The sequence below is a fragment of the Micromonospora sp. AMSO12t genome (assembly GCF_008806585.1).
Classification (GTDB): Bacteria; Actinomycetota; Actinomycetes; order Mycobacteriales; family Micromonosporaceae; genus Micromonospora; species Micromonospora reichwaldensis.
In genome coordinates, this window is the sequence record NZ_WAAS01000020.1 from 21,607 (window position 1) to 47,706 (window position 26,100).

At 74.1% G+C, this 26,100-nt stretch carries 28 protein-coding genes; 16 read left to right on the top strand and 12 right to left on the bottom strand.

Going from position 1 to position 26,100, the window contains the following annotated elements; genetic code table 11:
- Window positions 1-48: 48 nt before the first annotated feature.
- Complete coding sequence (locus tag F6X68_RS05185; protein ID WP_370518909.1) at window positions 49-816, top strand: MBL fold metallo-hydrolase; 768 nt, start codon at window positions 49-51, stop codon at window positions 814-816.
- Between the two features lie 40 nt (window positions 817-856).
- Here F6X68_RS05185 and F6X68_RS05190 read toward each other — a convergent pair whose 3' ends face one another.
- The 3 genes from F6X68_RS05190 to F6X68_RS05200 all read right to left on the bottom strand — a co-directional run bounded on the left by F6X68_RS05190 (window position 857) and on the right by F6X68_RS05200 (window position 4,104).
- Window positions 857-2,317 carry a hypothetical protein gene (locus tag F6X68_RS05190; RefSeq protein WP_151453183.1) on the bottom strand — a complete coding sequence of 487 codons (1,461 nt, stop codon included), beginning with the start codon at window positions 2,315-2,317 and terminating at the stop codon, window positions 857-859.
- 90 nt (window positions 2,318-2,407) lie between these two features.
- A complete protein-coding gene (locus F6X68_RS05195) occupies window positions 2,408-3,088 on the bottom strand; it encodes an ABC transporter ATP-binding protein (protein WP_151453184.1) in 681 nt (226 codons plus the stop codon).
- On the bottom strand, window positions 3,085-4,104 hold the full coding sequence (locus F6X68_RS05200; RefSeq protein ID WP_225851997.1) for an ABC transporter permease: 1,020 nt from the start codon (window positions 4,102-4,104) through the stop codon (window positions 3,085-3,087). Before F6X68_RS05200 ends, F6X68_RS05195 begins: the two co-directional genes overlap by 4 nt.
- Before the next feature lie 231 nt (window positions 4,105-4,335).
- Here F6X68_RS05200 and F6X68_RS05205 point away from each other — a divergent pair, with 231 nt between their 5' ends.
- From F6X68_RS05205 to F6X68_RS05230, 6 genes are all read left to right on the top strand, one after another.
- Entirely contained in the window at window positions 4,336-5,538 is a 1,203-nt protein-coding gene (locus F6X68_RS05205; RefSeq protein ID WP_151453186.1) for a sensor histidine kinase, read from the top strand.
- On the top strand, window positions 5,535-6,167 hold the full coding sequence (locus tag F6X68_RS05210; protein WP_151453187.1) for a response regulator transcription factor: 633 nt from the start codon (window positions 5,535-5,537) through the stop codon (window positions 6,165-6,167). The genes F6X68_RS05205 and F6X68_RS05210 overlap by 4 nt, the downstream gene beginning before the upstream one ends.
- A gap of 61 nt (window positions 6,168-6,228) precedes the next feature.
- A complete protein-coding gene (locus F6X68_RS05215; RefSeq protein ID WP_151453188.1) occupies window positions 6,229-6,747 on the top strand; it encodes a DUF2087 domain-containing protein in 519 nt (172 codons plus the stop codon).
- A 69-nt stretch (window positions 6,748-6,816) separates the two neighbouring features.
- Entirely contained in the window at window positions 6,817-7,302 is a 486-nt protein-coding gene (locus F6X68_RS05220) for a GNAT family N-acetyltransferase (protein ID WP_225851998.1), read from the top strand.
- A 95-nt stretch (window positions 7,303-7,397) separates the two neighbouring features.
- The gene (locus F6X68_RS05225; RefSeq protein ID WP_151453189.1) at window positions 7,398-7,823 is read left to right on the top strand and encodes an Hsp20/alpha crystallin family protein; all 426 of its coding nucleotides are present in this window, start codon (window positions 7,398-7,400) and stop codon (window positions 7,821-7,823) included.
- Between the two features lie 154 nt (window positions 7,824-7,977).
- Window positions 7,978-8,976, top strand: a complete 999-nt coding sequence (locus tag F6X68_RS05230; protein WP_151453190.1) for a tyrosine-type recombinase/integrase — start codon at window positions 7,978-7,980, stop codon at window positions 8,974-8,976.
- 81 nt (window positions 8,977-9,057) lie between these two features.
- Here F6X68_RS05230 and F6X68_RS05235 read toward each other — a convergent pair whose 3' ends face one another.
- Complete coding sequence (locus F6X68_RS05235) at window positions 9,058-9,543, bottom strand: cation:proton antiporter regulatory subunit (RefSeq protein ID WP_192581288.1); 486 nt, start codon at window positions 9,541-9,543, stop codon at window positions 9,058-9,060.
- Window positions 9,543-11,063, bottom strand: coding sequence for a potassium/proton antiporter (locus F6X68_RS05240; RefSeq protein ID WP_151453192.1), 1,521 nt, complete (start codon window positions 11,061-11,063; stop codon window positions 9,543-9,545). Before F6X68_RS05240 ends, F6X68_RS05235 begins: the two co-directional genes overlap by 1 nt.
- A 650-nt stretch (window positions 11,064-11,713) precedes the next feature.
- On the opposite strand from F6X68_RS05240, the gene F6X68_RS05245 reads away from it, so the two are divergent.
- From F6X68_RS05245 to F6X68_RS05255, 3 genes are all read left to right on the top strand, one after another.
- Window positions 11,714-12,670: a HAMP domain-containing sensor histidine kinase gene (locus tag F6X68_RS05245; protein WP_151453193.1), complete on the top strand. Its 957-nt coding sequence runs from the start codon at window positions 11,714-11,716 to the stop codon at window positions 12,668-12,670.
- Window positions 12,667-13,314, top strand: coding sequence for a response regulator transcription factor (locus F6X68_RS05250; protein ID WP_132237626.1), 648 nt, complete (start codon window positions 12,667-12,669; stop codon window positions 13,312-13,314). The genes F6X68_RS05245 and F6X68_RS05250 overlap by 4 nt, the downstream gene beginning before the upstream one ends.
- Window positions 13,315-13,441: 127 nt before the next feature.
- The gene (locus F6X68_RS05255; RefSeq protein WP_151453194.1) at window positions 13,442-13,900 is read left to right on the top strand and encodes a hypothetical protein; all 459 of its coding nucleotides are present in this window, start codon (window positions 13,442-13,444) and stop codon (window positions 13,898-13,900) included.
- A 4-nt stretch (window positions 13,901-13,904) separates the two neighbouring features.
- On the opposite strand, the gene F6X68_RS05260 is transcribed toward F6X68_RS05255, so the two are convergent.
- The 3 genes from F6X68_RS05260 to F6X68_RS05270 form a co-directional block, all read right to left on the bottom strand.
- Entirely contained in the window at window positions 13,905-14,618 is a 714-nt protein-coding gene (locus F6X68_RS05260) for a thymidine kinase (protein WP_151453195.1), read from the bottom strand.
- A gap of 62 nt (window positions 14,619-14,680) precedes the next feature.
- Window positions 14,681-16,069, bottom strand: coding sequence for an MFS transporter (locus F6X68_RS05265; protein ID WP_151453196.1), 1,389 nt, complete (start codon window positions 16,067-16,069; stop codon window positions 14,681-14,683).
- Between the two features lie 18 nt (window positions 16,070-16,087).
- Window positions 16,088-16,849, bottom strand: coding sequence for a glycerophosphodiester phosphodiesterase (locus tag F6X68_RS05270; RefSeq protein ID WP_225851999.1), 762 nt, complete (start codon window positions 16,847-16,849; stop codon window positions 16,088-16,090).
- 149 nt (window positions 16,850-16,998) lie between these two features.
- On the opposite strand from F6X68_RS05270, the gene F6X68_RS05275 reads away from it, so the two are divergent.
- The 3 genes from F6X68_RS05275 to F6X68_RS05285 are packed head-to-tail and all read left to right on the top strand — an operon-like array spanning window position 16,999 to window position 19,760.
- A complete protein-coding gene (locus F6X68_RS05275) occupies window positions 16,999-17,679 on the top strand; it encodes a hypothetical protein (protein WP_151453198.1) in 681 nt (226 codons plus the stop codon).
- Window position 17,680: 1 nt separating this feature from the next.
- Window positions 17,681-19,384 carry a hypothetical protein gene (locus tag F6X68_RS05280; RefSeq protein WP_151453199.1) on the top strand — a complete coding sequence of 568 codons (1,704 nt, stop codon included), beginning with the start codon at window positions 17,681-17,683 and terminating at the stop codon, window positions 19,382-19,384.
- 19 nt (window positions 19,385-19,403) lie between these two features.
- Window positions 19,404-19,760, top strand: a complete 357-nt coding sequence (locus F6X68_RS05285; RefSeq protein ID WP_151453200.1) for a hypothetical protein — start codon at window positions 19,404-19,406, stop codon at window positions 19,758-19,760.
- A 31-nt stretch (window positions 19,761-19,791) separates the two neighbouring features.
- Here the strand turns inward: F6X68_RS05285 and F6X68_RS05290 are convergent, their stop codons facing one another.
- Entirely contained in the window at window positions 19,792-20,571 is a 780-nt protein-coding gene (locus F6X68_RS05290) for a 1-acyl-sn-glycerol-3-phosphate acyltransferase (protein ID WP_151453201.1), read from the bottom strand.
- A 173-nt stretch (window positions 20,572-20,744) separates the two neighbouring features.
- Here F6X68_RS05290 and F6X68_RS05295 point away from each other — a divergent pair, with 173 nt between their 5' ends.
- Complete coding sequence (locus tag F6X68_RS05295; RefSeq protein ID WP_151453202.1) at window positions 20,745-22,160, top strand: cytochrome ubiquinol oxidase subunit I; 1,416 nt, start codon at window positions 20,745-20,747, stop codon at window positions 22,158-22,160.
- Window positions 22,161-22,175: 15 nt separating this feature from the next.
- Window positions 22,176-23,174, top strand: coding sequence for a cytochrome d ubiquinol oxidase subunit II (gene cydB, locus F6X68_RS05300; RefSeq protein WP_151453203.1), 999 nt, complete (start codon window positions 22,176-22,178; stop codon window positions 23,172-23,174).
- Between the two features lie 84 nt (window positions 23,175-23,258).
- On the opposite strand, the gene F6X68_RS05305 is transcribed toward cydB, so the two are convergent.
- Window positions 23,259-23,861: a TetR/AcrR family transcriptional regulator gene (locus F6X68_RS05305; protein ID WP_151453204.1), complete on the bottom strand. Its 603-nt coding sequence runs from the start codon at window positions 23,859-23,861 to the stop codon at window positions 23,259-23,261.
- 54 nt (window positions 23,862-23,915) lie between these two features.
- On the opposite strand from F6X68_RS05305, the gene F6X68_RS05310 reads away from it, so the two are divergent.
- The gene (locus F6X68_RS05310) at window positions 23,916-24,680 is read left to right on the top strand and encodes an SDR family oxidoreductase (protein ID WP_151453205.1); all 765 of its coding nucleotides are present in this window, start codon (window positions 23,916-23,918) and stop codon (window positions 24,678-24,680) included.
- Between the two features lie 139 nt (window positions 24,681-24,819).
- On the opposite strand, the gene F6X68_RS05315 is transcribed toward F6X68_RS05310, so the two are convergent.
- The gene (locus tag F6X68_RS05315) at window positions 24,820-25,515 is read right to left on the bottom strand and encodes a hypothetical protein (RefSeq protein WP_151453206.1); all 696 of its coding nucleotides are present in this window, start codon (window positions 25,513-25,515) and stop codon (window positions 24,820-24,822) included.
- A 72-nt stretch (window positions 25,516-25,587) separates the two neighbouring features.
- Complete coding sequence (locus F6X68_RS05320) at window positions 25,588-26,049, bottom strand: peroxiredoxin (RefSeq protein ID WP_305069284.1); 462 nt, start codon at window positions 26,047-26,049, stop codon at window positions 25,588-25,590.
- Between the last annotated feature and the right edge of the window lie 51 nt (window positions 26,050-26,100).

The following is a 26,100-nucleotide window of genomic DNA, read 5'->3' on the forward strand; positions in this document are numbered from 1 at the left end:
TCGATTACGGTTCCTCACGGCAGAGCCATCCCCCGACCGTGAGGAACCGTGGTGACCGACACCAGCACGACGACCGTCCCCGTCCGCGTCTTCGGCGGCCCGACCGCCCTCATCGAGTACGGCGGCCTCAGGTTCCTGACCGACCCGACCTTCGACGCCCCCGGCGACTACCCGCTGGGTCCCGGCATGGTCCTGACCAAGACGGCCCCCGCCGCCGCCGGCGCGGCCGACCTCGGCCCCGTCGACGCGGTGCTGCTCTCCCACGACCAGCACCCCGACAACCTCGACCACGCCGGTCGGGCCCTGCTGGCCGACGTCGCCCTGACCGTGACGACTCCCAGCGGCGCGGATCGTCTCGGCGGCACCGCCCGGGGCCTGGCGCCGTGGGAGTCCGTCGAGCTGGAGCGCCCCGGCGGGGGCACCGTGACCGTGACGGGCGTGCCCGCCCGGCACGGCCCGGAGGGCTGCGAGCCGCTCACCGGCGAGGTCGTCGGGTTCGTCCTGACCGCCGCCGACCTGCCCACGGTCTACGTCAGCGGCGACAACGCCTCGCTGGACCTGGTCCGGCAGATCGCCGAGCGCTTCGGGCCGGTCGACACCGCCGTGCTGTTCGCCGGGGCCGTGCGTACCCCCATGTTCGACGGCGCGCTGCTCACCCTCGACAGCGCCCAGGCCGCCGAGGCCGCCCGCATTCTGGGCGCGCGGCGGGTCGTGCCGGTGCACGTGGACAGCTGGGCCCACTTCACCGAGGGGCGCGACGACGTGGTCGCCGCGTTCACCCGGGCCGACCTGGCCGACCGTCTCCAGCTCGGCTGAGCTGAGCGGCCGGCACGGAGCCGTCGGCGGTCGGGGCAGGTCAGGTCCGCGCGCCGCCGAGTCCGAGCAGGACGGCGAGGCCCAGGGCGCTGCGCGGGGCGTACGGCACCCGCCACAGTCCGCCGTGCGCGGCGCCGTACGCCTCGTCCTGCCACGGGTGCGGCAGCGCCGGAGCGCCCGTACGCAGGTGGTGCACCAGGAGCGCGGCCATCAGTGTGTTGCTGGTGGCCGGGTCGAACACCTCGATGCCGAAGCGGTGCGCACCGGCGTACGCGGCGGCCAGCGCCCGGTTGCGCAGCACCGAGCGGGTGCGGGTGGGCGGGGCGACGGTGAACGACACGGTCGCCCCGCCGTCGCGGGCCACCGTGGCCCGCCACCGTTGCAGGCGTTTCGCCAGCGCGTAGTTGGGCCCCTGCTGGGGGACGAGGCTGTCGTTGACGCCCGGGTCGACGCCCGGCGGGTAGTTGCGGTGCAGAAGCCTGCCGCCGGAGGCGACCCGCAACGACCGGCGGACGACGCCGCGCGCCGCGTAGCCGCGTTCGGCGTGGTGCACCGCGTCGCCGGGGACGGCGAAGACGTCGGTGGGGGTGGCCAGGAACGCGAGCGCCACGTCGTCGCGGCGGTCCTGCAACCGGAGGGTGAGCGCGTCGACCGCCGTGGCGACCCGGACGTTGGTCGCGCCGTCGGCGTAGACGTAGTTGCCCAGCACGAGCCGGCCGTCGACGCCGAGCAGCCAGTCGGCCACCTGCGGAAGGTTGTGCAGCAGGTCGGCGCCGGCCCGGGCGGCCAACGCGCCGTCGTCGGGGTCGGTGCCGGCCGGGACGGGCAGGTGCAGCCGGCCGCCGCCACGGCGCGTCGTGTCCAGCAGGCGCCGCCAGATCTCCGGGCGCGGCAGGTCGACCGCGACGACGTCGCCGCCCCAACGCAGCACGGACGGCAGTGGGCCCATCTCCGCGCCCGCGCCGAGCACCACGATGCGCTGGTCGCGCAGGTCGAGCCAGTCCGGGTTGGCCATGACGGCGCGTACCGCCTCGGCGCAGGAGGGCTCGACGACGCCGGCGGTCACCCACGCGTCGAGCCGGCGGCGCAGCTCGTCGCCGCGCAGCCGCCGGCCCCGGTACGGCAGGGAGAACTCGCGGTCGACCTCGCCGGTGCCGGCGACCGTCGCCGTGTGCAGCGGCGCGACCTCGGTGGGCGCGTCGAACACCTCGCCGAGGCCGGTCTCGGTGCCGTCGGCGCGCACCACGGCCATCCGGCGGTGCAGCGAGGCGAGCCCGTCCCGGGCGATCGTCACCGCGGCCTCGCGGGAGAGCAGTCCGGCCTCGACGAGCCGCCGGAAGTGCCCGAGGTAACCGTGGCGCCAGTTCGTCTCGTGTTCCGCCGAGCGCGCGCCGACCGGATCGACGGCGCGCAGGGCGTCGGCGACGACCGCCCGCCCGAGCGTGGACGTACTGCGTCCCGCGTCGGTCTTCGGGAACACCACCCCGGTCGGACCCTCCACGCGCAACCGCCCTTCCTCGCTCGCCGGCCAACGGTGTCACTCTGCCGCACCGGGGGCCGCCGCGCAGCGCCGGACCTGCGGAGCGGGCGCTCAGACCGGGGTCGGCAGGCGCAGCCGGCCGTCGATCATCTCGGCGACCGCGTCGACGCGGTGCAGGTGCTCCCGGTCGTGGGTGACCAGGACGGTGGCGGTACCGCGCTGGCGGGTGAGGTCGGTGACCAGCTCGACGATCGCCGCGCCGCGCTCGTGGTCCAGCGCGCTGGTGGGTTCGTCGACCAGCAGCACCGCGGGATCGTTCATGAGGGCGCGGGCGATGTTGACCCGCTGGCGCTGCCCGCCGGAGAGCTGGTGCGGGCGACGGGCGGCCTGGCCGGTGAGCCCCACCGCCGCCAGCAGTTCGCCGGCGCGGGCGCGGCCGGCGCGGCGGGAACCGCCAGCGAGGTGGGCGATCACCTGCAACTGTTCGGCGGCGGTCAGCGAGGCGATGAGATTGGGTTGCTGGAAGACGATTCCGATCTTCTCCCGCCGCAGCGCGGCCGTGCCCGCGCGGCCGAGCCCCGAGGTGTCGGTGCCGGCGACGAGCACCGTTCCCGAGTCGGGGGTGATCAGGGTGGCGGCCACCGCCAGCAGGCTCGACTTGCCGGAGCCGGAGGGGCCGATGACGGCGGTGGTGCTGCCCGCCGGCACGCACAGGCTGACCCGGTCGAGCGCGGTCAGCCGGGCGTCGCCGTCGGGGTAGGTCAGCGTGACGTCGGCGAGTGCGAGGCTCATCGGGCGCTCCCCAGGGCGATCAGCGGGTCGACGGAGGTGATGCGGCGGATGGACAGGGCGCCGCCGGCCGCACCGAGCGCGATCGTCACGGCGGCCGGGAACAGCACCGATTCGGCGGTGAGCGCGAACGGCACCGTGCCGGCCGCCGCGGCGCCGAGCGCGACCGCGAGCGCGGTGCCGGCGGCGGTGCCGGCGAGCAGCAGCACCAGGGCCTGCCCGAGAGCGTCGCGCAGCAGGTGGCCGGTGGTGGCGCCGAGCGCCTTCAGCACGGCGACGTCGGGGGCGCGCTGGATGGTCCACACGGTGAAGAACGCGCCGACGACCAGGGCGGAGATCCCGAACAGCATCCCGCGCATCAGTTGCAGCGACCCGTTCTCGGCGGTGTAGGAGCCGATCGCGGACAGCGCCTGCGTGCGGGTGACCGTACGGGTGTGCAGGTGTCGGTCGGCGGCGGCCAGGTCGGCGTCGCTGGTGGTGCGCAGCGCGACGACCGTCGCGGCGTCACCGTTGGCGCCGGGGGCCAGGGCCTGCCAGTCGTGCAGGTCGGTCCAGATCACCGGGGTGTGGCTGTGGGAGGCGTCGCCGGCCACCGCGTCGACGGTGAGGCGATGTGTGCCGACGGACACGGTCTGTCCGGGCCGGGCGTGCAGCGCGTCGGCCGCGCCCCGCGACAGCACGGCCCGTCCGGTCGCGAGGGTGGCGGGTGCCAGGCCCGAGCCGGACGGGACGCCGAACACGGACAGCGCGGCGCTGCGCTCGCCCGCGTCGACGCGGGCGGTGGCGATTCCCAGCGGCGCGGCGGCGCTCACCCCCGGGATGTCCTGCCAGCGTAGCCACTGCTCGCGGCTGACGGTGGATTCGGTGAACGAGAGCTTCTGCCCGTCGGCCGGGGCGGAGAACACCAGGTGGTCGGCGGGCAGGTCGCTGATCGCCGAGGTGCTGCCGCGTCCCAGGCCGGCGGTCAGCCCGGACAGCAGGACCACCAGCAGCGTCATCAGCGTCACGACCGTTCCCATCAGGGCGAAGCGGCCCTTGGCGAACCGTAGATCTCTCCACGCGACGAACACGATCGCATCAGCCTTCCGGTAGGTGCCTGAAGCCGCGGCGGCGGCCCGGCACCAACCGTCGTCCGGATGACGGCCGGTGCCATCGCGCCGCCGATCGGTTTCGGGGCGTCGCACTGCGTACGTCGGGATCAACCTTTTGGTTGATGGCGGCGGCCGTCGGCGTCCTAGCCTGGAGGCATCGTGAACGCGGAATCGCTCGCTCGTCCGCTGCGGGTGCTGCGCGTCTGCCTGCACCTGCTGGTCGGGCTCCTCCTCGCGGTGGCCGCCGTGCGTGCCGTCACCGGGCCGGGCCCGCGGCGTGCCGCCGTGCTCGCCGCGGCCGTGGCGCTGGCCGTCGTCTACGCCGTCGGGGCGGCGCTGCCGCTGGTGCGCCGGCATCGACCTGCCGCGCTGGCCTGGCTGGCGGTGCTGACCGGCGGGTGGCTGGTGCTGCTCGCCCTGACCCCGGACGGGGTGTGGTTCGCGTTTCCGCTGTTCCTGCTGCATCTGCACCTGCTGCCCGTGCGCTGGGGGATCGTGGCGGTGGCGGCGACGACCGTGGCGGCGGTCGCCGGTGTCGCCGGCCACCAGGGGGCGCTCACGCCGGGCGCGGTGATCGGTCCCGCCATCGGCGCCGCGGTGTCGGTGGGCACGGTCCTCGGCTACCAGGCTCTGTACCGGGAGAGCGAGCGCCGCCGGCGGTTGATCGAGCAGCTGACCGCCACCCGTGCCGAACTGGCCGCCGCCGAGCACGCCGCCGGGGTCCTCGCCGAGCGGGAACGCCTGGCCCGCGAGATCCACGACACCCTCGCCCAGGGGTTGTCGAGCATCCAACTGCTGCTGCGTGCCGCCCAGCGTGGGTTCCCCGACCGGCTCGACGTGGCGGCGGGCCACGTCGAGCAGGCCCGCCGCACCGCGCAGGACAACCTCGTCGAGGCGCGCCGGTTCGTACGCGCCCTGACACCGCCGGGCCTCGACGGCGCTTCGCTGCCGGCGGCGCTGCGGCGGCTGTGTGACGCGACCGCCGCCGCGTCCGGGCTGACCGTACGCCTGTGGGTCGACGGGACGGCGGTGCGTCTGCCGACCCGCCAGGAGGTGGCGCTGCTGCGGATCGCGCAGTCCGCGTTGGCCAACACCGCGCGCCATGCCGGGGCGAAGCACGCCGACGTGACGCTGCGGTACGGCGCGCGCGACGTCGGCCTCGACGTGGTCGACGACGGGTGTGGCTTCGACGTGAGCGCGGCCGGCGACCGGCCGGACGACGACGGCGGGTTCGGGCTGGCCGCCATGCGGGCCCGGGCCGAGGAACTGGGCGGCAACCTGATCGTGGAGTCGGCGCCCGGGCGCGGCGCCCGGCTGGCCGTCGGCTTCGCGCGCCCGGGCACCGAGGAGGCGGGCGCGTGAGCGGTCCGATCCGCCTGTTGCTGGCCGACGACCATCCGGTCGTACGGGCCGGGCTGCGCGCCGTCCTGGCCACCGAGCCGGACTTCGAGGTGGTCGCCGAGGCCGCGACCGCGCAGCGGGCCGTCGCCCTCGCCGAGGGGGAGCGGGTCGACGTGGTGCTCATGGATCTGCGCTTCGGCGCGGGGATGGACGGCGCCGAGGCGACCGCCGCCATCACCGCCCGCCCCGGCGGCCCCGCCGTGCTGGTGCTGACCACCTACGACACCGATGCCGACATCCTCGCCGCCGTGGAGGCCGGTGCGATCGGTTACCTGCTCAAGGACGCCCCGCCCGAGGAACTCGCGGCGGCCGTGCGCGCCGCCGCCGCCGGCCGTTCCGCCCTCGCCCCGGCCGTCGCCCGTCGCCTCATGGGTCGGGTGCGTGCCCCGGGCACCGCGTTGAGTCGCCGCGAGACAGAGGTCCTGCAGCTCGTCGCCGACGGCCTGTCCAACCAGCAGATCAGCCGGCGGCTGCACCTGAGCCAGGCCACGGTCAAGACGCACCTGGTGCACGTCTACGGCAAGCTCGACGTCGACTCGCGTACCGCCGCCGTCGCCGTCGCCCGGGCCCGCGGGCTGATCCGTCGGTGACCGAGCCACGCGGGCGGAATTGACGTGCGGTGCGCGTACGCCGGCTGGCAGGGTGGCCGGCATGACAGCGCAGGCTCTGGCGGGGGCACTCGCCGACGACGTACGGCGGCAGGTCTTCGCGGCGATCGTGCTGGGCGGCGCCGACGCCCCGGCGGTGGCCGACCGGACGGGCCTGTCGGCGCGGCAGGTGCTCACCGCGATCCGCCGGCTCGTCGACGCGGGCCTGGTGGCCGGCGGCGACGGTGGCCTGCGGGTCGACGCCGGGCGGCTGCGGGAGGCGGCCCGTACGCCGGCGGCGCCCCGGCCGGCCGGCGACTCCACGGACCGCGTGCTGCGCACCTTCGTGCGCGACGACAGGCTGACCGGCCTGCCGGCGCAGCGCGGCCGGCGGCGGGTGGTGCTGGCGCACGTGGCGAGGTCCTTCGAGCCGGGGGTGCGCTATCCGGAGCGGGCGGTCGACGAGGTGTTGCGGCGCTGGTGCGAGGACGGCGGCTCCGACCACGTGGCGCTGCGCCGCTACCTGGTCGACGAGCAGTTGCTGGCCCGGGAGCAGGGCGTCTACTGGCGCGTCGGCGACTGACCGCCGGCGTCGAGCCCGCCCTCGTCGCGGCCGGCGATATCCCGTTGACCCGAGGGCGAGGATCGACGGGTGAGCGCGACAGACTGGACGACGGTGCCGACCCGTCCCGACCGGCCCGAGGCGACGACCCTGCTCGAGGAGTACTTCGAGGAGATGGTGCGCCGCTACCACGCTCGCCCGGTCCGGCCGGGTGAGGTCGCGGCGGCGATGGCCGACGACCCGAGCGATGACCTGGCCGCGCCCACCGGGGTCCTCCTGCTCGCGTACCGCGACGCTCGTCCGGCCGGCTGCGCGGGGCTGCGGTACCGGCCGGGCTGGGCGGAGCTGACCCGGGTGTACGTGCGCCCCGCTCATCGCGGCCACGGCGGCGGGGCGGCCCTGCTCGCCGCCGTGGCGCAGCGGGCCCGGGCCGCCGGCGCCGACCGGATCCGGCTGGACACCCGCGGCGACCTGGTGGAGGCCCGCGCCCTGTACGCCCGGCACGGCTACCGGGAGATCCCGGCGTACAACGACGGCGCCTACGCCGAACACTGGTTCGAGAAGGTCCTGAGTTGACGTCGTGGCCGGAACGCGCTAAATAAAGAACAGGAAGTTGAGTCTCATCGGCTCAACTCAAGGACCTTCGGCCAGGAGAACCGAGGAGGCAGGCCATGTTGATGCGCACCGACCCGTTCCGTGAGATCGACCGGATCACCGAGCAGTTCTTCGGCACCGCCGCGCGCCCCGCGGTCATGCCCCTGGACGCCTACCGCGACGGCGACTGGTTCTACGCGGCGTTCGACCTGCCGGGCGTCGACCCGGACAGCATCGACTGCACCGTCGAGCGCAACGTGCTGACCGTGCGCGCCGAGCGCCGGCGGCCCGCCGGCGAGCACGTCGAGCTCGTCGCCGCCGAACGCCCGATGGGCACCTTCACCCGGCGGCTCTTCCTCGGCGACACCCTCGACACCGACAAGCTCGAGGCCGGCTACGACAACGGCGTGCTGACCCTGCGGATCCCCGTCGCGGAGCGGGCCAAGCCCCGCCGGGTCACCGTCACGGCCACCGCCAACGGGCGCAAGGAGATCAACGCCTGATCCAGGCGGGTAGGGGCGGGACGGCCGGCGCGGCCGCCCGCCCCTCGCCTTTGTCGTCACCGGCCGCCCGCGCCATCGCCACCGGGCGGCCCAACACGATCGCGTAGGGCGCGCCTCCTCCCGTTCCCGACCCGAAGCTGAGAACCTTTTTCACATGTTCTCCCCGAACGCTCCGGCGCGGCCAAGCCGGCCCACCCCGCTGGCCCTGCCCGGGGGGCCCGTCGACTTCACCGAGGCGTGGCTGCGCAACCGGCGGCTGTCCGAGCACACCCGCGACGCGTACCGGCGGGACGTCGCCGGCTGGCTCGCGTGGTGCGCGGCCCGCGAACTGGACCCGTTGCAGGCCAACTTCCTGCACGTCAACGAGTACGGCCGGGCACTGGAGGCCACCCTCGGCGCGCGCACCGGCAAGCCGCTGACCCCCGCCACCGTCGCCCGCCGGCTCTCCGCCCTGTCCAGCTGGTACGACTTCCTGGTCAAGCTGCGCGCGGTCGAGGCCAACCCGGTCGCCGGCGCCGACCGCCCCCGCATCGACCGGGACCACTCTGCGACCGTCGGGCTCACCCCCGAGGAGGTCGACGCGCTGCTCGCCGCCGCCGAGGCCGACACCGGACCGACCGCCGCCCGCAACCGGGCCGCGATCGCGTTGCTGGCCGACCTCGGCCTGCGCGTGGGGGAACTGGTCTCACTCGACCTGGCCGACCTCGGCGCCGAACGGGGCCACCGCAGCGTGCGGTTCGTCGGCAAGGGCGGCAGGTCCCGCCGCCGCGCCCTGACCCCCGGCACCGCGTACGCCGTCGACGCGTACCTGGCCCAGCGGGCCGCCGCCCAGGGCGTGGCGGTGCACGAGCTGACCGGCCCGCTGCTGGTCACCGCCAGCGGGGCCAGGCTGGACCGGCACGCGATGTTCCGGCTGGTGCGCCGGCTGGCCCGCACGGCCGGCATCCCGGCCTGGGCGAGGCTCTCGCCGCACTCGTTGCGGCACGCGTTCGCCACCACCGCCCGCGCCGAGGGCGTGCCCCTGGAGGACGTGCAGGACGCGATGGGCCACGCCGATCCGCGCACCACCCGCCGCTACGACCGGGACCGGCACAACCTCGACCGCGATCCCGCGTACGCCATCTGGGCGGCCCGGGCCCGCCGCCGCGGCTGAGCTGCCGGTGGCCGGTGGATGCCGCGCCCATGTGGCATCCACCGGCCGGTGCTCGCGGCCTGCGGGAGCGTGTGGAGCGGCCTACGGGTCCGTGTGGATCAGCGCCCGGCTCAGCGCCTCGATGCTCTGCTGGCCCCCGGCGACGATCAGGACGTCGCCGTGGGCGAGGACGTGCCCAAGCCCCGGTGCGGTGACCGTCCGCCCGTCGCGGACGACGGCGACGACGCTCACCCCGTGGATGCGCGCGACGGCCTCGGCCAGGGTCCGGCCGTCGTAGGGCGAGGCGGCCGTCACCGGCAGCTCGACGACGCTGATCGCCTCCCGGTGGCGTTCCAGGTGCGTGACGTGGTCGATGGTGGCGATGGGGTGCAGCAGTTCGGCCACCTCCTGCGCCTCGGTCGGGCTGAGGGTCACGGACCGTTCCACGGTGTCCGGGTCGCCGGGGGCATAGACGACGACGTCGCGCCGGCCGCCGCGATGGCAGACGACCCCGATCACCTGTCCCTCCCCGGTGTGCAGGGTGTAGCCGACCCCGATGCCGGGCAGCGGCATGCGTTCTATCTGCATCATTGCCTCCTGTTGTCAGGTGGAGCGAAATGGCCGGCCTCGCCGAACCAGGTGGCCAGCCGCCCGGCGCGGGAAACGGCCCGCAGGCGCCGTTCGGTGGCGTCGCGTACGGGTGGGGTGGTGAGCACGACCAGTTGGTCGCCGACGCGCAGCCGGGTGTGCTCATCGGGCACGAACGAGTCGTCGCCACGCACGACGAGGGTGGTCGCCGCCGGCGGCGGCAGCCGCAGCTCGGGCAGGTAGACCCCGTGCAGGCGGGAACCGGGTTCGACGGTGACGTGGATGAGGTCGGCGTCCATGGCGTCCAGCGGCGCCAGCTCGATCTGCAGGTCGGGTCCCAGGTCGTGCGAGTCGAGGCGTAGCCGCCGTGCCAGCCAGGGCAGGGTCGGGGCCTGGATGAGGGTGAACACCACGACGAGCACGAAGACGATGTTGAAGACCTGTTCGCTGCCCGGCGCCCCGGCGACGACCGGGATGGTGGCCAGCACGATCGGCACGGCACCGCGCAGTCCGGCCCACGACAGGAACGCCTGTTCGCGCAGTGGAATCCGGAACGCGGCCAGCGCCACCAGCACGGAGGCGGGCCGGGCGAGCAGCAGCAGTGCCGTACCGACCACGATCGCGGGAACGATCGCGGCGGGCAGTTCGCTGGGCGTGGCCAGCAGACCGAGCATGACGAACAGGCCGATCTGAGCGATCCAGCCCAGCCCTTCGGCGACCGAGTGGGTGGCCCGGCGGTGCGGCAGGCCGGCGTTGCCGAGCACCAGTCCGGCCAGGTACGCGGCCAGGAATCCGCTGGTCTGGGCCAGGCCGGCGGCGGCGAACGCCAGCACCCCGCAGGCGACCGTCGCGATGGGGTACAGGCCGGAGGTGGGCAGGGTCAGCCGCCGCAGCAGCCACACGCCGGTAGCGCCGGTCACCACGCCGATCGCGCCCCCGGCGACCAACTGGTAGGCCATCGTGGCGACCAGCGGCAGGGGCGCGACCGCGTCGAGGGTGGCGGCGCTGAAGGTGAGCACCAGGATCAACGTGGGAGCGTCGTTGAGTCCGGACTCGGCCTCCACCAGGCTCGTCAGCCGCCGGGGCAGCGGCACCGCCCGCAGCACGGAGAACACCGCCGCGGCGTCGGTGGACGACACGACGGCTCCCAGCAGCAGCGCCATCTGCCAGCCGATGTCCAGCAGCAGGTACGCCGCCGCGGCGGTGACGGCGACGCTGACGAACACGCCGACGGTGGCCAGCACCGACGCGGGTGCCAGCACCTCGCGTACGTCGCTGAACCTGGTGGTCAGGCCGCCCTCGACCAGGATGACCGCCAGCGCGGCCAGGCCCAGGGCCTGGGCCAGGGCCGCGTCGTCGAACGGGAAGCCGGCCAGGTCCTGGCCCAGCAGCAGGCCGACGGCCAGGTACGCCAGCAACACCGGCATGCCCAGCCGGGTGGCCAGCCGGGCCGCGCCGACGCTGGCCAGGACCACGCCGGCGCCGACGGCCAGCGTCACGTACAGCTCACCGAGATCCACGGCGGCCCCCTGGCCCGCGGGTTCCGGCTACGCCGCGACGGAGCGCGGCCACACGTACACCCGGGCGTTCACCGTGGTCACGAACATCGTGAAGGCGACGGCGACCGGCGAGATGACGATCGCGGCGGGGGCGGGCCGCGCGCTCACAGGCATCCGCCCGGCGGGCCGTTCTCGGCGTTGGTGGGCCGGTAGGCGCAGGCGGGCGTGTCGGTCTCCGGTGGTGTGGGCTCGACCACCATCAGGTGACGGTTCACAAGATCCTCCGGGGTCTCGGCGTGACGGGCGACGTCCGCGCGGGCGGCGACAGGTGGAGCCGGGCAGCAGGAAGCGGAGCCGCAGCGGCTCCCGGCTCGCCTCCATGGTCATCGGAGCGGGCCGGGTCGACATCGGGGCTGACACCCATTTGCCGCCGGCGCTGCCGCAGGGCTCTGCGCCGGCTGCCCGGCGCGGTGCGCCCGCGTCCCACCCCGGCCGCGGGCGCGGGCGCGGCGGATAATGGGTGCGCGCACGCATTTACAGGACGCACCCGGGCCGACAGGCTGACCATGATGAGGGTGATCACCGCCGCGGGACGGGCTGGCCTGGCCCCTGGCGGGCCGCAAGGAACTGCCGGCGCCGGGCGGAGCCGGGCCGCGAGGGGAGGTGCCGTCGTGTCGCTGTTCTGGCGGATCTTCCTGCTCAACGCCTCCGTACTCGTCGCCGCCACGCTGCTGCTGCTCGGCCCGGTCACGGTGTCCACCCCCGTGCTGCTCACCGAGGCCCTCGTGCTGACCGTGGGCCTCGCCGCGATGCTGGTCGCCAACGCCGCGCTGCTGCGCGTCGGCCTCGCGCCGCTGCACCGGCTGACCCGGGCCATGACCACCATCGACCTGTTGCAGCCGGAGCCCCGCCCGGTCCCGGCCGGGCAGGCCGGCATCGCGGACCTGATCCGCGCCTTCAACGCCATGATCGACCGGCTGGAGGCGGAGCGGGCCACCAGCGCGGCCAGCGCCCTGTCCGCCCAGGAGGCCGAGCGTCGGCGCGTCGCCCAGGAACTGCACGACGAGGTCGGCCAGACCCTGACCGCGGTCCTGCTCGAACTCAAGCAGGTTGCCCGGCACGCGCCCGAACCGGTCCGCGCCCAACTCGCCCAGGTGCAGGAGACCACCCGCGACAGCCTCGACGAGATCCGTCGCATCGCGCGCCGGCTGCGCCCCGGCGTACTGGAGGAGCTCGGCCTGACCAGTGCCCTCAAGGCGCTCGTCACGGAGGTCACCGGGCACACGGACCTGTCCGTGCGCCAGCACCTCGACGCCGACCTGCCCGCCCTCGACGGCGAGGCCGAACTGGTGATCTACCGGGTGGCGCAGGAGGCGCTCACCAACACCGTCCGGCACGCGCGGGCCGCCGCTGTCGAGCTGTCGCTGACCCGTCGACCGGGCCACGTGCAGCTGCGGATCCGCGACGACGGCCGGGGCATCGGCGACGCCGCCGAGGGCGCCGGCGTACGCGGCATGCGGGAGCGGGCCCTGCTCATCGGCGCCCAGCTCAGCGTGGGGCCCGGCCCGGGCGGCGGCACCGAGGTGCGGCTGCGGGTGCCGGTCGGCGACCGGGAGGGCCGGCCGTGACCACCCGCATCCTGCTCGCCGACGACCACGCCCTTGTCCGCCGTGGCGTGCGCCTCATCCTCGACAGCGAACCGGACCTGACCGTCGTGGCGGAGGCCGGCGACGGCGCGGAGGCCATCGCCCTGGCCCAGACCGAGCGTCCCGACCTGGCCATCCTCGACATCGCCATGCCGCGGCTGACCGGTCTCCAGGCGGCCCGGGAGCTGTCCCGGCAGCAACCGGGCCTGCGCATCCTCATCCTGACCATGTACGACAACGAGCAGTACTTCTTCGAGGCCCTCAAGGTCGGCGCCAACGGCTACGTGCTCAAGTCCGTCGCCGACCGCGACCTGGTGGAGGCCTGCCGCGCCGCCGTACGCGACGAACCGTTCCTCTATCCCGGTGCCATCAACGCCCTCATCCGCACCTACCTGGAACGCAGCGCGCGGGGCGAGAGCGTGCCGGCCAGGGCCATCACCGAACGCGAGGAGGAGATCCTCAAGCTCGTCGCCGAGGGCCACTCCTCCAAGGAGATCGCCCGCCTGCTGTTCATCAGCGTCAAGACCGTCGAGCGGCACCGGGCCAACCTGCTGCAGAAGCTCGGCCTCCGGGACCGGCTGGAACTGACCCGCTACGCCATCCGGGCCGGGCTCATCGAGCCGTGACCGCGCGCGGCGGAGCCGGCCCCGGCAGTGCTCGGCGGCGACGGCGACCACGACCCGACCGGCCGGTACGGGAACGACAGAGCCGACTTTCCTGCGGGCGGGCCCACCGGTTCTCTACGGTCGACGGGTGGGCGCTGAGCAGCCGTGGAGCCGGCCGGCCCGTCGGAGCCGCCCGGTGCGTACCGGGTTGGTGTTCGCGGGCGTGACCGTGCTGCTGTGCTGCATCGGGGTCGCCGGGCTGGGCGCCTGGAACGTGCAGGTGGTCACGCAGGCCAGCGGCCCGGTGCGGGAGACCGCGGACGGGTTCCTGCGGTCGGTGGCGGCGGGCGACACCGACGGCGCGTACGACCGGCTCTGCGCCGACGCGCGCAGCCGGTGGAGCCCGATCGGGTTCACGAGCTGGCTGCGCACCCCGCCGCTGGTCAACGGCTACGAGATCGTCGACGTGTCGGTGGCGACCCGGGGCGGCAGCCCGCGCGGCACGGTGGCGGTGCGGCTGACCCGCGACAGCGGCCTCACCGAGGAGCGGAAGCTGTCGGTGGTGCGCGAGGACGGCGGCTGGCGGGTGTGCGGCGACCCGTACTGACTCCTCAGCGGCGGGGGCCGAGCTCGCCCGCGCGGTAGTGCCGGCGGCAGAGCACCTGGTAGCGCACCTCGGCGCTGTCCACGGTGTCCCCGATGACCACCTGCAGGCCCTCGCGGACCACCCGGCCGTCGACCACCCGGGCGTTGAGCAGCCCCTCCCGGCCGCACCAGCAGAGCACCTCGACCTGGATGCGGGCCACCTCGTCGGCCAGTTCGAACAGCCGCTGCGCGGCCGGGAACAGGCACGAGCGGAAGTCGGTGGCCAGCCCGAACGCGTACACGTCGACGTCGTAGCTGTCGACCAGCTCCGCCATCTGCTCGACGTGCTCCAGGTTGTAGAACGACGCCTCGTCGCAGATCAGGTAGTCGACGCGGACGCCCTCGGCCCAGGTGTCGCGCACCAGGGTGCGCAGGTCCAGCGTGTCGGTGACCTCGACGGCCTCGTGCGCCAGACCGATGCGCGTGGTGACCTGCGGGCCGAGCGAGCGGTCGATGCGGGTGGTGACGAGGCCGCGGCGGCCCTGCCGGGAGTGGTTGTAGTTCATCTGCAACGCCATCGTGGACTTGCCGCAGTCCATCGGCCCCCAGAAGAACTTCAACGCCGCCGCGTGCAGCGGACGCCCGTCCACGCCCCGCGCCGCGGCGCACCCGGCGGGGGAGTCGTCGGGGCCCAGCGGCGGGCGCGCCAGGCAGGTCGGGGCGGTGGCGTGGACGGTCACGGTCGGGCAGCCTAGCCGATCGACGCCCGCTGATCCGGCCCGTGCGGACGGGCCCGCGTTCCTCAGAGCACCCGGGGCGGGGTGTTGCCGGCGGCGACGATCGCCCGGCGGATCGGCACGGCCAGCAGCAGCAGGAACCCGACGACGAAGAAGATCAGCAGGGAGACCAGGCCCACCCGGTAGGAGTTGGTGAGCTGGAACACGATGCCGAAGGCCAGCGGGCCGAGCCAGCTGGTGCCCTTGTCACTGATCTCGTAGAAGCCGTAGTACTCGCCCTCCTTGCCGGCGGGGATGAGCTGGCTGAACAGCGACCGGCTCAGGGCCTGGCTGCCGCCGAGCACCAGGCCGATGGCGGCGCCGAGGACCATGAACGGCACCGGCGCCTCGGCGGGCAGCCGGAACGCGCCGAGGATCACCCCGGTCCACAGCACCAGGCTGATCAGCACGGTCTTCCAGGCGCCGATGCGCTTGGCGAGGGCGCCGAGCAGCAGCGCGCCGCCGAAGGCCAGGAACTGCACCAGCAGGATGGTGACGATCAGGGTGCTCTGCCCGAGCTTCAGCTCCTCGGTGCCGTACTGGCTGGCCAGGGCGATGACGGTCTGGATGCCGTCGTTGTAGACGAGGAACGCCAGCAGGAAGAACAGCGTCAGCGGGTACGCCTTGATCTCGCGCAGGGTGCGGCCGAGCTGCCGGAACCCGTCGGTGACCGGGTTGCCGCCGGCCCGCGCGGCGGCCGTGGGGTGCTCGCGCAGCCAGCGCAGCGGGATCAGGGTGAACACCGCCCACCACACACCGGCGGACACGATCGACCAGCGGGCCAGGTCGAGGGTGCGCTGGTGGTTGCCCTCCTCGCCGAGCATGCTGACCGCGACGAGGTTGAGCGCCAGCAGCAGGCCGCCGCCCAGGTAGCCGAGCGCCCAGCCGCGGCTGGAGATGCCGTCGCGGTCGTCGGGGCCGCCGAGCTGCGGCAGGAACGAGTTGTAGACCACGACACCGGCGCCGAAGGCGATGTTGGCGACCATGAACAGCGCCCCGCCGAGCAGGTACCGGTCGCCGGTGACGAAGAGCATGCCGACGGTCGCGCCGGCGCCGATGAAGGCGGCGGCGGCGAGCAGCCGCTTCTTGTGCGCCGAGCGGTCGGCGATCGCGCCGACGATCGGCAGCGCGAACACGGTGAGGAACACCGACAACGACACCAGGTACGGGAAGTAGGAGCCGGCGGCGACCTTGATGCCCAGCGGGTACACGTAGCCGCCGCAGGTGTCGGCGCCGAGTTCGCAGCCGGCGGCGAGTTCGGTGACGGTGGTCAGGAACGGGCCGAGGAAGACGGTGATGACGGTGGTGGAGAAGGCGGACATCGCCCAGTCGTAGAAGTACCAGCCGCTGCGTTCGCGGCGGGTGCTCGCCGGGGCGGGGGTGTCGCCCACGGCGGGGGTGACGGTCTCGGCCATCGGGGTCCTTCGAACGGTTCAGGCGGCCCAGTGACCGCGGCTGTGATACACGTCGCGCAGCACGCCGACGTGATCGGTCATGATGCCATCCACTCCGAGGTCGAGTAACTCGTGCATCTCGGCAGGTTCGTCGATCGTCCAGACATGCACGTGCAGTCCGAGTCGGTGGGCGTGGCGCAGGAACCGGCGGTCCACCACGGGCACCCGCCCGTAGCGCACCGGCACCTGCGCGGCGACCACCGACGGGGGCAGTCGCAGCGCCCGCCCGGTCAGCGACGCCATCCGCAGCCGGGCCACCCCGCGCATGCCGAGGCTGCTGGCGACGCGCCCCTGCGTCAGGGCGCGCAGCCGGGCCAGCCGGGCGTCGCTGAACGAGGCCAGCAGCACCCGGTCGCCGGCCTTGACGCGCGCGACGGTGGCCACGGTCGGCTCGACGCCGCCGTCGGCCTTGACGTCGATGTTGAACCGCACCTGCGGCCAGGCGTCGAGGACCTCGTCGAGGCGGGGGACCACGGCGGCGCCGCCGACGCGTACCGAGGCCAGGTCGGCCCAGCGCAGGTCGGCGATGCGCCCCGGCTCGCCCGTGACCCGGGTCAGCGTGGCGTCGTGGAAGACCACCGCGACGCCGTCGGCGGTGCCGTGCACGTCGGTCTCGACGTACCGGTAGCCGAGCCCGATCGCCCGGGCGAACGCCGCGGCGGTGTTCTCGTCGCCCTCGGCGGCGCCGCCCCGGTGGGCGAAGGCCAGCGGCGCGGGGCCGTCGAGGTAGGCGTGGGTCACGCGGGGAGTATGCCCGGCCCCGTTGGCCGCCGGGTGGCCGCCCGGTTGCCACCGCGTCGCCCGCCGCACCGACGCGCGGCTGGCGGATGTCGGACAGTGACGACGGTGTCGCGCTGCGGTGCGGTGAAGATGTCCGGGTGATGCCATGGATGCCTCCTCCCCGGCCGGGAGGGGCCGAGCAGCCGCCGGCGCCCGCGCCCGGGGTGGCGGCCCGGGCGTTGGACCCGCTGCCGGCCCGTATCGCGCTGCCGTCGCCGGAGCGCCCGCACCGGCGCGTCCCGCCGGAGGCCCGGCCGCTGCTCTGGCTGGTCCTGCTGGTCGGTAACCCGTGGGCCGCCCGGCTGATCATCGAGTGGCGCTACCGACTGCCCCGGGGCGACGGGCTGCCGGGGCTGGTGGGGGCGCTGGGCGAGGCGACCCTGGCGGGGCTGGGCTGGCCGAGGTGGGACGTGCGGCCGCTGCGGGCCGACCATGTCGCCTGGTGGCTGGCGGAGAACGCCCGCACCGTGCTGTTCGTCGTGGTCGCGGTGGCGCTGCTGCGTCGGCTGGCCACCCCGGCGTTCTCGCCGCGGCGTACGCACCGGGTGCTCGCGGTGATCGGCGCGAGCGTGACGGCGGCGGTGCTCGCGGCGGTGGGCGGCGTGACGATGCACGTCCTCACCGACAGCGGCATGCTGCGCGGCGTGGACCTGACCTCGACGGTGCTCGGCGCGATCTCCGGGGCGCTGTACTGCGGATTCGTCGTGGGTGCCCTGCTGGCCTGGGCGGCGGTACGGGGGCCGGGGCCGCGCCGTGGGGGATTCCCGGCGACCCGGCACGGAGGTGGCTGACATGGTGGTACGGCAGCACAGCGGCCCACGCGACGAGGCGCCGTCGGCACGCTCGCACCCGGACGCCGGCAGCGAGGCCACCCGCTACCTGTGCGCGGCCGCCCACACCGACGACGCGTTCACCGAACGGGTGCTGGCCGAGGTGTTCGACGACGACCTGCGCGCGGTCGCCCCGTCGGTGGGCTTCGACCTGGGCACGGTGCTGCGGCACTGCCTGTCCGCCCGCCGGCGGCGTCGTCTGCGTGACGTCGGGCTGCTGGTCGTCGGCGGCCTGGCGGTGCTGCTCGCCCCGCTGGCGACGGTGCTGGTCGGGGTCACGATGGCGGTGGGCAGCTCACTGGCCCCGCTGCGGCCCGGCCGCAACGGCCCGGTGGGCCCGTTCCTGTCGATGATCGCGATCGCGACGGTCTCGCTCGTGCTGGTCTTCCAGCTCGGCGCGGCCACGCCGGGCGACGACCCGGCGGGCCTGCCCGGTTGGGTCGTCGGCCGGCCGTGGCTGGCGTTGCCGGCCGGCCTGGTCGCCTACCTGGTGCTCGTGGGGCACCTGCTGGGCACCCGGCGGCTGCTGGTGACCCGGTTGCGCCGGGCCCGGTTCCGGCCCGGGCCGCCCGACGTGGCATCGCTGCCGGCGCGCGACGCCGAGCGGCTGGCCGCCGTCGACCGCGCCCAGGGCGGCAACGTGACGGTCTACGGCGGCTACACCCCGTTCGTCGGGCACGGCACGCCGGTGGCGGGGTGGTCGTTCGCCCTGCCGATCCTGGCGAACGCCCACGGGCCGGTCGGGAGCGTCCCCACGGGCGACGTGTCCGCCCCCGCGCCGTTCACCGTCGTGGAGCTCATCGACCACGTGCGGGCCCGGCTGGCGGCGGTCCGGCTGGGCCAGGCCGGCGATCCCACCCCGGAGCGGCTCGCGGGGTTGCTGCTCGAGGACCGGGTGTTCGTCTGCGGCGACCGGCTCACCGGCGACGCGCGGTTGCTGCCGCACCGGGAGCGGATGCCGCGCCAGCGGTGGTCCGACGACGAGGTACGCGAGGTCGCCGGCCGACCGCAGGGCGCGGCGCGGCACTACCTGTGCGCCCTGGTGCCGTCCTGGGGCGGGGAGGTCGTCGCCTCCACGTTCCTGCACTTCTCCACCGACGGCCAGGTGCTCTATCTGGAGTGCGCCCGCACGGTGCTGGAGCCGCCGCGGCAGGGCTACCACGACGTGGACCGGCTGACCGAGTGGCTGCCGGTGAGTCAGCTCGCGCAGGTGCTGGCCACCGGCACCGAGCGGCTGCTGCCCACCGCGCTGGGCGCGCCGCTGCGGCTGCTGCGGGACCTGGTGCGGGGTGCCGCGCGCGGGCGGCGTCAGGCGCGGCTGCGGCAACTGGCCCGCGAGGACCTGGGCTACGACTACGGTGCCCAGGTCGGCGTGCGGGAGGTCGCCTCCGGCGCCGAGTACCACAACTACTTCCAGGTGCTCGACGCCGCCAAGCACCTGAAGGTCGTCGAGCGGCACGTGCTGGCCGCCATCATGGACTTCCTGGACGCCCGTGGGGTGGACACGGCCGAGTTCCGCAACCGGCAGACGACGATCCTCAACCAGGGCGTCATCCAGACCGGCGGCCTGAGTGTGGTCGGCAACCAGGCGGTGGGCCAGGGCGCCCGGGCCGAGCAGCAGACCGAGGGGGCGCCGCCGCGCAGCCGCCGGCCGCGTGACGACTGAATCGCAGGGGAGGAAGGGCATGCCCGAGGCGACCAACTACGGCATCCAGCAGTCCGGCGGGGTGAGCCAGGTGGGCAACCAGGCGGTGGGTCCGGGCGCGTACGCCAGCGGCGGCAGCCTGTGGGCCACCGCGCCCGCCGGTGTCGACGCCACGGCGCTGGTCCGGCAGTTGCTCGAGGTGCTCGACCGGCACCGGGGCGAACTGTCGGAGCCGGCCCGGGTGACGGCCGCGCAGTTGCGTGCGGAGCTGACCCGCCCGGACGCCGAACCGGGCCGGGTCACCGGGTTGTTGCAGCGGCTGGCGGTGGTGGCGGCTCCGGTGACGCCGGTCGCGACGGCGGTCGGCGAGCTGCTGCGGCTGGCGCAGGCGCTCTGACGGCGCGCGCGGTGACCGGCGGTCCGGCGGGTCAGTCGGGCGAGCGGTGCCGGCGGTGCGCCCGGCTGGTGTCGCTCGGGCGGCCGGGGTCGACGTGGCGGGGGCGCTCCGGTTCGTCGGGGCGCAGCGGCAGGAGGGCGTCGGTGATGGCGTCGATGATCCGGTCGGTGGCCTGCCGGGCGGCGCCGGGCGCGCCGTGGGCGAGGTCGGTCAGGTCGACGGGCTCGCCGAAGTGCACGCGCAGCACCGGGCGGCGCCACACCGCGCGGGCGATGCCGCGCAGCAGCCCCTTCGGGGCGCGGTAGGGCACCACCTCGTGGGAGCCCCACTGGGCGACCGGGATGACCGGCGCCCCGCAGGCCAGGGCGAGGCGGGCGGTGCCGGTCTTGCCGCGTTCGGGCCACAAGCCGGGGTCCAGGCCGATGCGGCCCTCCGGGTAGACCAGGATCACCGAGCCGGCGGCGACCGCGGCGGCGGCGTCGTCGAGGGCCCGGCCGACGGCGGCAGTGCCCCGGTCGACGCGCAGGTGCCCGGCGTGGCGCATCAGGGCGCCGATGACGGGGGTGCGGAACAGCCCGCCGGTGGCCATGATCCGGGGGGCGACGCCCCGGGCGCGGCAGGCGGCGGCGAGCACGACGGGGTCGCACGGGCTGATGTGGTTGGCGGCCAGGATCAGCGGGCCCCGGCGCAGCGCCTCGGGCACGTCGCCGCTGACCTCCAGGCGGGCCAGGAGCGCGACGACGACGCGGGCGAGCAGCTGCGCGGCACGCCAGATCAGCGGTGGCTGCCAGGCCGGGCGGGTGGTGTCCATCAGCGCGCATGGTCGCACGCGCCGGCCACCCCGCGGAGTGCCGGGGCCGTCCGGCAGAGGTGATCAGGGTCATTGGTCCCGGGTCGCTTCGGGACCCCCGCCCCTGCCGATTCGTCTACGACGCGCAGTAGTATTTACTACGTCCCGTAGTATGCACAGCCTGGGGGTTACTGGTGGACGCGTTGGACGTCGCCCGCTGGCAGTTCGGTGTCACCACCGTCTACCACTTTCTCTTCGTGCCGCTGACCATCGGCCTGTCCGTGCTGGTGGCGATCCTCCAGACGATGTGGCACCGCACCGGCGACGAGAAGTACCTGAAGCTCACCAAGTTCTACGGCAAGCTCTTCCTGATCAACTTCGCGATGGGCGTGGTGACCGGCATCGTGCAGGAGTTCCAGTTCGGCATGAACTGGAGCGACTACTCCCGCTTCGTCGGCGACATCTTCGGCGCCCCCCTGGCGATCGAGGCGCTTGTCGCGTTCTTCCTGGAGTCCACCTTCATCGGCCTGTGGATCTTCGGCTGGGACCGGCTGCCCAAGCGGCTGCACCTGGCCAGCATCTGGGCCGCCGCCATCGGCAGCAACCTCAGCGCGTACTTCATCCTCGCGGCGAACTCGTTCATGCAGAACCCGGTCGGCTACCGGATCAACCCCGACACCGGCCGCGCCGAACTCACCGACTTCGTGGCCGTACTGACCAACAAGGTCGCCATGATCACCTTCCCGCACACCATCGCTGGCGCGTTCCTGGTGGCCGGCTCGCTGCTGGTCGCCGTCGCCATGTGGCACCTGGTGCGCAACCGCGACTCCGCCGACACCCCCGCCTACCGCTTCGCCGCGAAGTTCGGCTCCTGGGTCACCCTCGTCTCCGCCGCCGCCGTCGCCATCACCGGCGACATCCAGGGCAAGATCATGACCCAGGTGCAGCCGATGAAGATGGCCGCCGCCGAGGGCCTCTACACCACCGAGAGCCCCGCCTCGTTCTCCGTACTCACCGTCGGCAGCCTCGACGGCAGCCGCGAACTGTTCGCCCTCAAGATCCCGCACCTGCTGTCCTGGCTGGGCACCGGCGACCCCAACGGCACCGTGCAGGGCATCAACGACCTGCAGGCCCAGTACGCCGCCCAGTACGGCGCCGGCAGCTACACCCCGATCATCCCGGTCACCTACTGGAGCTTCCGCTTCATGATCGGCTTCGGGATGGCCGCCGCCGCCATCGCCCTGCTGGTGCTCTGGAGCCAACGCAAGGGCCGCACCCCCACCAGCAAGTGGCTGCTGCGCGCCGGCCTGGTCATGCCCCTGCTGCCCCTCGCCGCGAACTCCTTCGGCTGGATCTTCACGGAGATGGGCCGCCAGCCCTGGATCCTCTTCGGCGAGATGCTCACCCGCGACGGCGTCTCCCGCAGCGTCTCGCTCACCGAGGTGCTCACCTCCTTCACCGCCTTCACCCTCATCTACGCCACCCTCGCCGTCGTCGAGGTCAAACTGCTGCTGCGCTACGCCAAGGCCGGCGTACCCGACCTGACCCCCGACCCCGACATCGACGACACCCACGACGACGCCGAGCGCCCGCTCGCGTTCGCCTACTGATCACCGGAGACAACCGTGGAACTCACCACCATCTGGTTCCTGCTCGTCGCGGTCCTGTTCACCGGGTACTTCATCCTCGAGGGCTTCGACTTCGGCGTCGGCATGCTGCTGCCCGTACTCGGCCGCGACGACCGGGAACGCCGCGTCCTGATCAACACCATCGGCCCCGTCTGGGACGGCAACGAGGTCTGGCTCATCACCGCCGGCGGCGCCATGTTCGCCGCGTTCCCCGAGTGGTACGCCACCCTGTTTTCCGGCTTCTACCTGCCGCTGCTGCTGATCCTGCTCGCCCTGATCATCCGCGGCGTCGCCTTCGAGTACCGCCACAAGCGCCCCGAGGCGTCCTGGAAACGCCGCTGGGACACCGCCATCTTCGTCGGCTCGGTGGTGCCGGCGATCCTGTGGGGCGTGGCGTTCGCCAACATCCTGCGCGGCGTGCCGCTCGACGCCGACCACGAGTACGTCGGCGGCCTGGTCGACCTGCTCAACCCGTACGCCCTCCTCGGCGGCGCGACCACCGCGGCGCTGTTCCTCACCCACGGCGCCGTGTTCATCGCCCTGAAGACCGTCGGCGAGGTCCGCGAGCGCGCCGCCGCCCTCGCGGTACGCGTGGGCGCGGCCGCCGCCGTGCTCGCGGTGGCGTTCCTGGCCTGGACGCTGAACATCCGCTCCAGCACCGCCGCCGTCGTCTTCGCCGTCGGCGCGGCCCTCGCCCTGCTCGGGGGCCTCACCGCCGCCCGCGCCCGCCGGGAGGGTTGGGCGTTCACCGGCACCGCCGTGGCCATCGCGTTGGCCGTGGCGACGCTCTTCGCGGCGCTCTTCCCGAACGTGCTGCCCTCCACGCTCGACGCGGCGGGGACGCTGACCGCCACCAACGCCGCCTCCACCCCCTACACCCTGAAGATCATGACCTGGGTGGCGGTGGTGTTCACCCCCATCGTGCTGGCCTACCAGGGCTGGACGTACTGGGTGTTCCGCAAGCGCATCGGGGTGGCCCACATCCCGCGGCACTGACCCGCCCACGGCGGGTGGCCGCGGGGTCCCGCCGCCGCCACCCGCCGTGGGCCGCGGGGTCGACGCGCCCCTCCTCCCGCGTCGTTACTCCGGCCGGAGCGTGATGTCGCCGAAGGCTGCCGCGAACGCCTCCGCGATCAGGTCGGGCAGATCGGTACGCCCGTCGTCCTTCGCCCACCGCACCAGCGCGGTGTGCATGGCGGCCAGGCAGGCGCTGGCCGCCGCCGCGGCGTGGAAGGCCGTCTCCGGATCGGCGGCCTCGTCCCCGAGGCCCTCCACGATGGCTTGTTGAAGCACGTAGTGGTTGTCCAGGTGCCGGGCGCGCAGGGCGGGCGTCGAGATCATCAGCCGCAGGCGGGCCAGCAGGAGCCGGTCGTCGCCGGCGGTCAGCGTCCGTGCCGAGTCGACGAGCGCGCTGCCGATGCGGCGCACGAGGGGCTGCCCGGCCGGCGTCGCGGCGATCCGTTCGGCGACCAGCGGGCCGTTCTGGTCGACCAGTACGAGGTCCTCCTTCGTCGGGAAGTGCCGGTACACCGTCATCGCAGACACGCCCGCGGCCTCTGCGACGTCGTTCACGGTCGTGCCGTCGTACCCGCGCTCGACGAACAACCGCACCGCGTGCGCCTGGATGACGCGCTGCGTCTCGGCCCGTCGTTGCTCCCGCAGTGTCGAGTGCCGCTCGCTCATGTGGTAGACACTACCGCACTGGTAGTGACTAACAAGTTGGGAGTAACTAACATCATGGGTGATCTGATCGGCAGGACAGCCCTGGTGACCGGCGCGTCGCGCGGCATCGGCCAGGCGATCGCGATCCGGCTCGCAGCGCGGGGAGCGGTCGTCATGGCGCACTTCGGCGCGGACAGGCAGGGCGCGACGGCGACGGTCGACCAGATCGTGCGGGACGGTGGAACGGCGTACGCCGTCGGCGCGGAACTGGGCGTGGACGCGGATGTCGAGACGCTGTTCGCGGGAGTCGAGGCCAGCCTGGCCGGGCGACCACTCGACATCCTCGTCAACAACGCGGCAGCGCCACCCGCAGGCCCGCTCGGCGCCACGACACGAGCAGCCTTCGACCATCTGTTCGCGGTCAACGTACGGGCGCCGTACTTCATCATCGAACGCGCGTTGCCCCTGCTGCGCGACGACGGCCGGATCATCACGATCTCGTCCGCGGCGACCCGGATGGCCAACGCGACCCAGACGTCGTTCGCCATGACCAAGGGCGCGGTCGAGACGATGACCCTGACGTTGGCCAACCAGCTCGGCGCCAGGGGCATCACGGTGAACGCGGTCGCGCCCGGCGCCACCCGGACCGCGACCAACGGCCCGGTCTTCGAGACACCGGGCCTGGCCGAGCTGATCACCGCAATGACGGCACTCGACCGCCTGGGCGAGCCCGGCGACGTCGCCGACGTGGTCGCGTTCCTCGCCTCCGACGCCGCACGCTGGGTCACCGGGCAGGTCATCGACGCCAGTGGCGGCCTGTTCCTGGGCCCGCGCGCCTGACCACCCAAAGGCGCCCGCCAGCCAGCCCGACCTCGCCCCACTCACCGCCACCGGGCGCGTCGGCAGGCTCGTCGACCACCACACCCGCCAGCGCCGGCGGGGCGAGCGGCACCGCCACCCACCCCGCCGGCCGTCCGCGTCAGTGCGCCTCGCGCAGCTCCGCCAGGCGCGCCTCGATCTCCGCCAGCTCCGCGCGCAGCTTCTCCGCCTGCTGCTCCGCCTCGGCCCGCTCCGCGGCCATGATCTGCTCCACCGCCTCCTGCACGCCCGGCACGTCCACCAGCGCCACCATCCGCAGCGCCTCCGCCGGCTTCACCACGTACGGCTTCGCCAGGGACTTGCTGCCCTGCTGCGCCGCGACCGTCCACTCACCGTCGGCGTACGCCAACGTCACCGTCAGCCCCGCTGGCCCCTTCGGCTTCACGGCCTTCACCGCCTTGCGCGCCGGGGCGGGCTTCGCCTCCGTCGTCTCCACCTTCGGCTCCTCCCGCCGCTGCTGCGGCACCTGCGCCCGGTCCAACACGAACTCCGGCTCCGCAGGCGCCGCCGGCTCGGGCTCCGGCGTCTCCGGCTGCGGCTCCGCCGCCTTGCGCCCGGCGCCGCGCGGCGCCACCGCCACGTCGGCGGGGGAGAAGGGCAACTCGTCGCGACCGAACCGGACCACCACGAACTCGTCCGACCCGGCCGGGTCGGTCAGCTCCACCACCTGACCCACCTGCCCGGCGATCTGACCCGCCGAGGCGGTGAACACCACCTTCGGCTTGCGGCCCGCCGCCAGCGCCTCCCGGATGCTCTGCACCTCGTCAGTGGACAAACCCTGGCCAGCAGCACCCATCAGCAACCTCTTCCCCTCGTACACCTGTTCAGATGACTGCCTTGATACCAGCCCACGCCGACAAGCGGAAGATCAACCCCCCAGCGCCCGCAACGCCGCGTCCGCGTGGTCGTTCATGTTCAGCTCACTGTGGACCACCTCGACGATCCGCCGGTCGGTGCCGATCACGAACGTCATCCGCCGCGTGCTCAGCGCACCCAACGGCAGTCGCCGCCGCACCCCGAACAGGTCCGCGACCGTGCCGTCGACGTCCGACAGCAGGGGATAGTCGAACCCGTGCCGGCGGGAGAACTCGGCCTGCTTCTCCACCGGGTCGCGGCTGATGCCCACCCGCGTCGCGCCCACCGCCGCGAACTCCGCCGCCAGGTCCCGGAAGTGGCAGCTCTCCGCCGTGCACCCCCGCGTCAACGCCGCCGGATAGAAGAACAACACCACCGGACCGGCGGCCAGGAACTCCGACAGCCGCCGCGGCGTGCCCGTCTCGTCGGGCAACTCGAAGTCCCGCACCACGTCGCCGACACCCACACCCGCCACCGCACACCTCCACGTCACCGTCCACCGACGTGCCCGAGCCTATGCGCCCAC

Coding starts and splice junctions, on each gene's coding strand:
- F6X68_RS05200 (WP_225851997.1), bottom strand. CDS start 4,104: ATGGGAACGGTCGTGACGCTGATGACGCTGCTGGTGGTCCTGCTGTCC.
- F6X68_RS05230 (WP_151453190.1), top strand. CDS start 7,978: ATGTTCTCCCCGAACGCTCCGGCGCGGCCAAGCCGGCCCACCCCGCTG.
- F6X68_RS05225 (WP_151453189.1), top strand. CDS start 7,398: ATGTTGATGCGCACCGACCCGTTCCGTGAGATCGACCGGATCACCGAG.
- F6X68_RS05235 (WP_192581288.1), bottom strand. CDS start 9,543: ATGCAGATAGAACGCATGCCGCTGCCCGGCATCGGGGTCGGCTACACC.
- F6X68_RS05310 (WP_151453205.1), top strand. CDS start 23,916: ATGGGTGATCTGATCGGCAGGACAGCCCTGGTGACCGGCGCGTCGCGC.
- F6X68_RS05315 (WP_151453206.1), bottom strand. CDS start 25,515: ATGGGTGCTGCTGGCCAGGGTTTGTCCACTGACGAGGTGCAGAGCATC.
- F6X68_RS05275 (WP_151453198.1), top strand. CDS start 16,999: ATGCCTCCTCCCCGGCCGGGAGGGGCCGAGCAGCCGCCGGCGCCCGCG.
- F6X68_RS05265 (WP_151453196.1), bottom strand. CDS start 16,069: ATGGCCGAGACCGTCACCCCCGCCGTGGGCGACACCCCCGCCCCGGCG.
- F6X68_RS05290 (WP_151453201.1), bottom strand. CDS start 20,571: ATGGACACCACCCGCCCGGCCTGGCAGCCACCGCTGATCTGGCGTGCC.
- F6X68_RS05195 (WP_151453184.1), bottom strand. CDS start 3,088: ATGAGCCTCGCACTCGCCGACGTCACGCTGACCTACCCCGACGGCGAC.
- F6X68_RS05285 (WP_151453200.1), top strand. CDS start 19,404: ATGCCCGAGGCGACCAACTACGGCATCCAGCAGTCCGGCGGGGTGAGC.
- F6X68_RS05305 (WP_151453204.1), bottom strand. CDS start 23,861: ATGAGCGAGCGGCACTCGACACTGCGGGAGCAACGACGGGCCGAGACG.
- F6X68_RS05280 (WP_151453199.1), top strand. CDS start 17,681: ATGGTGGTACGGCAGCACAGCGGCCCACGCGACGAGGCGCCGTCGGCA.
- F6X68_RS05215 (WP_151453188.1), top strand. CDS start 6,229: ATGACAGCGCAGGCTCTGGCGGGGGCACTCGCCGACGACGTACGGCGG.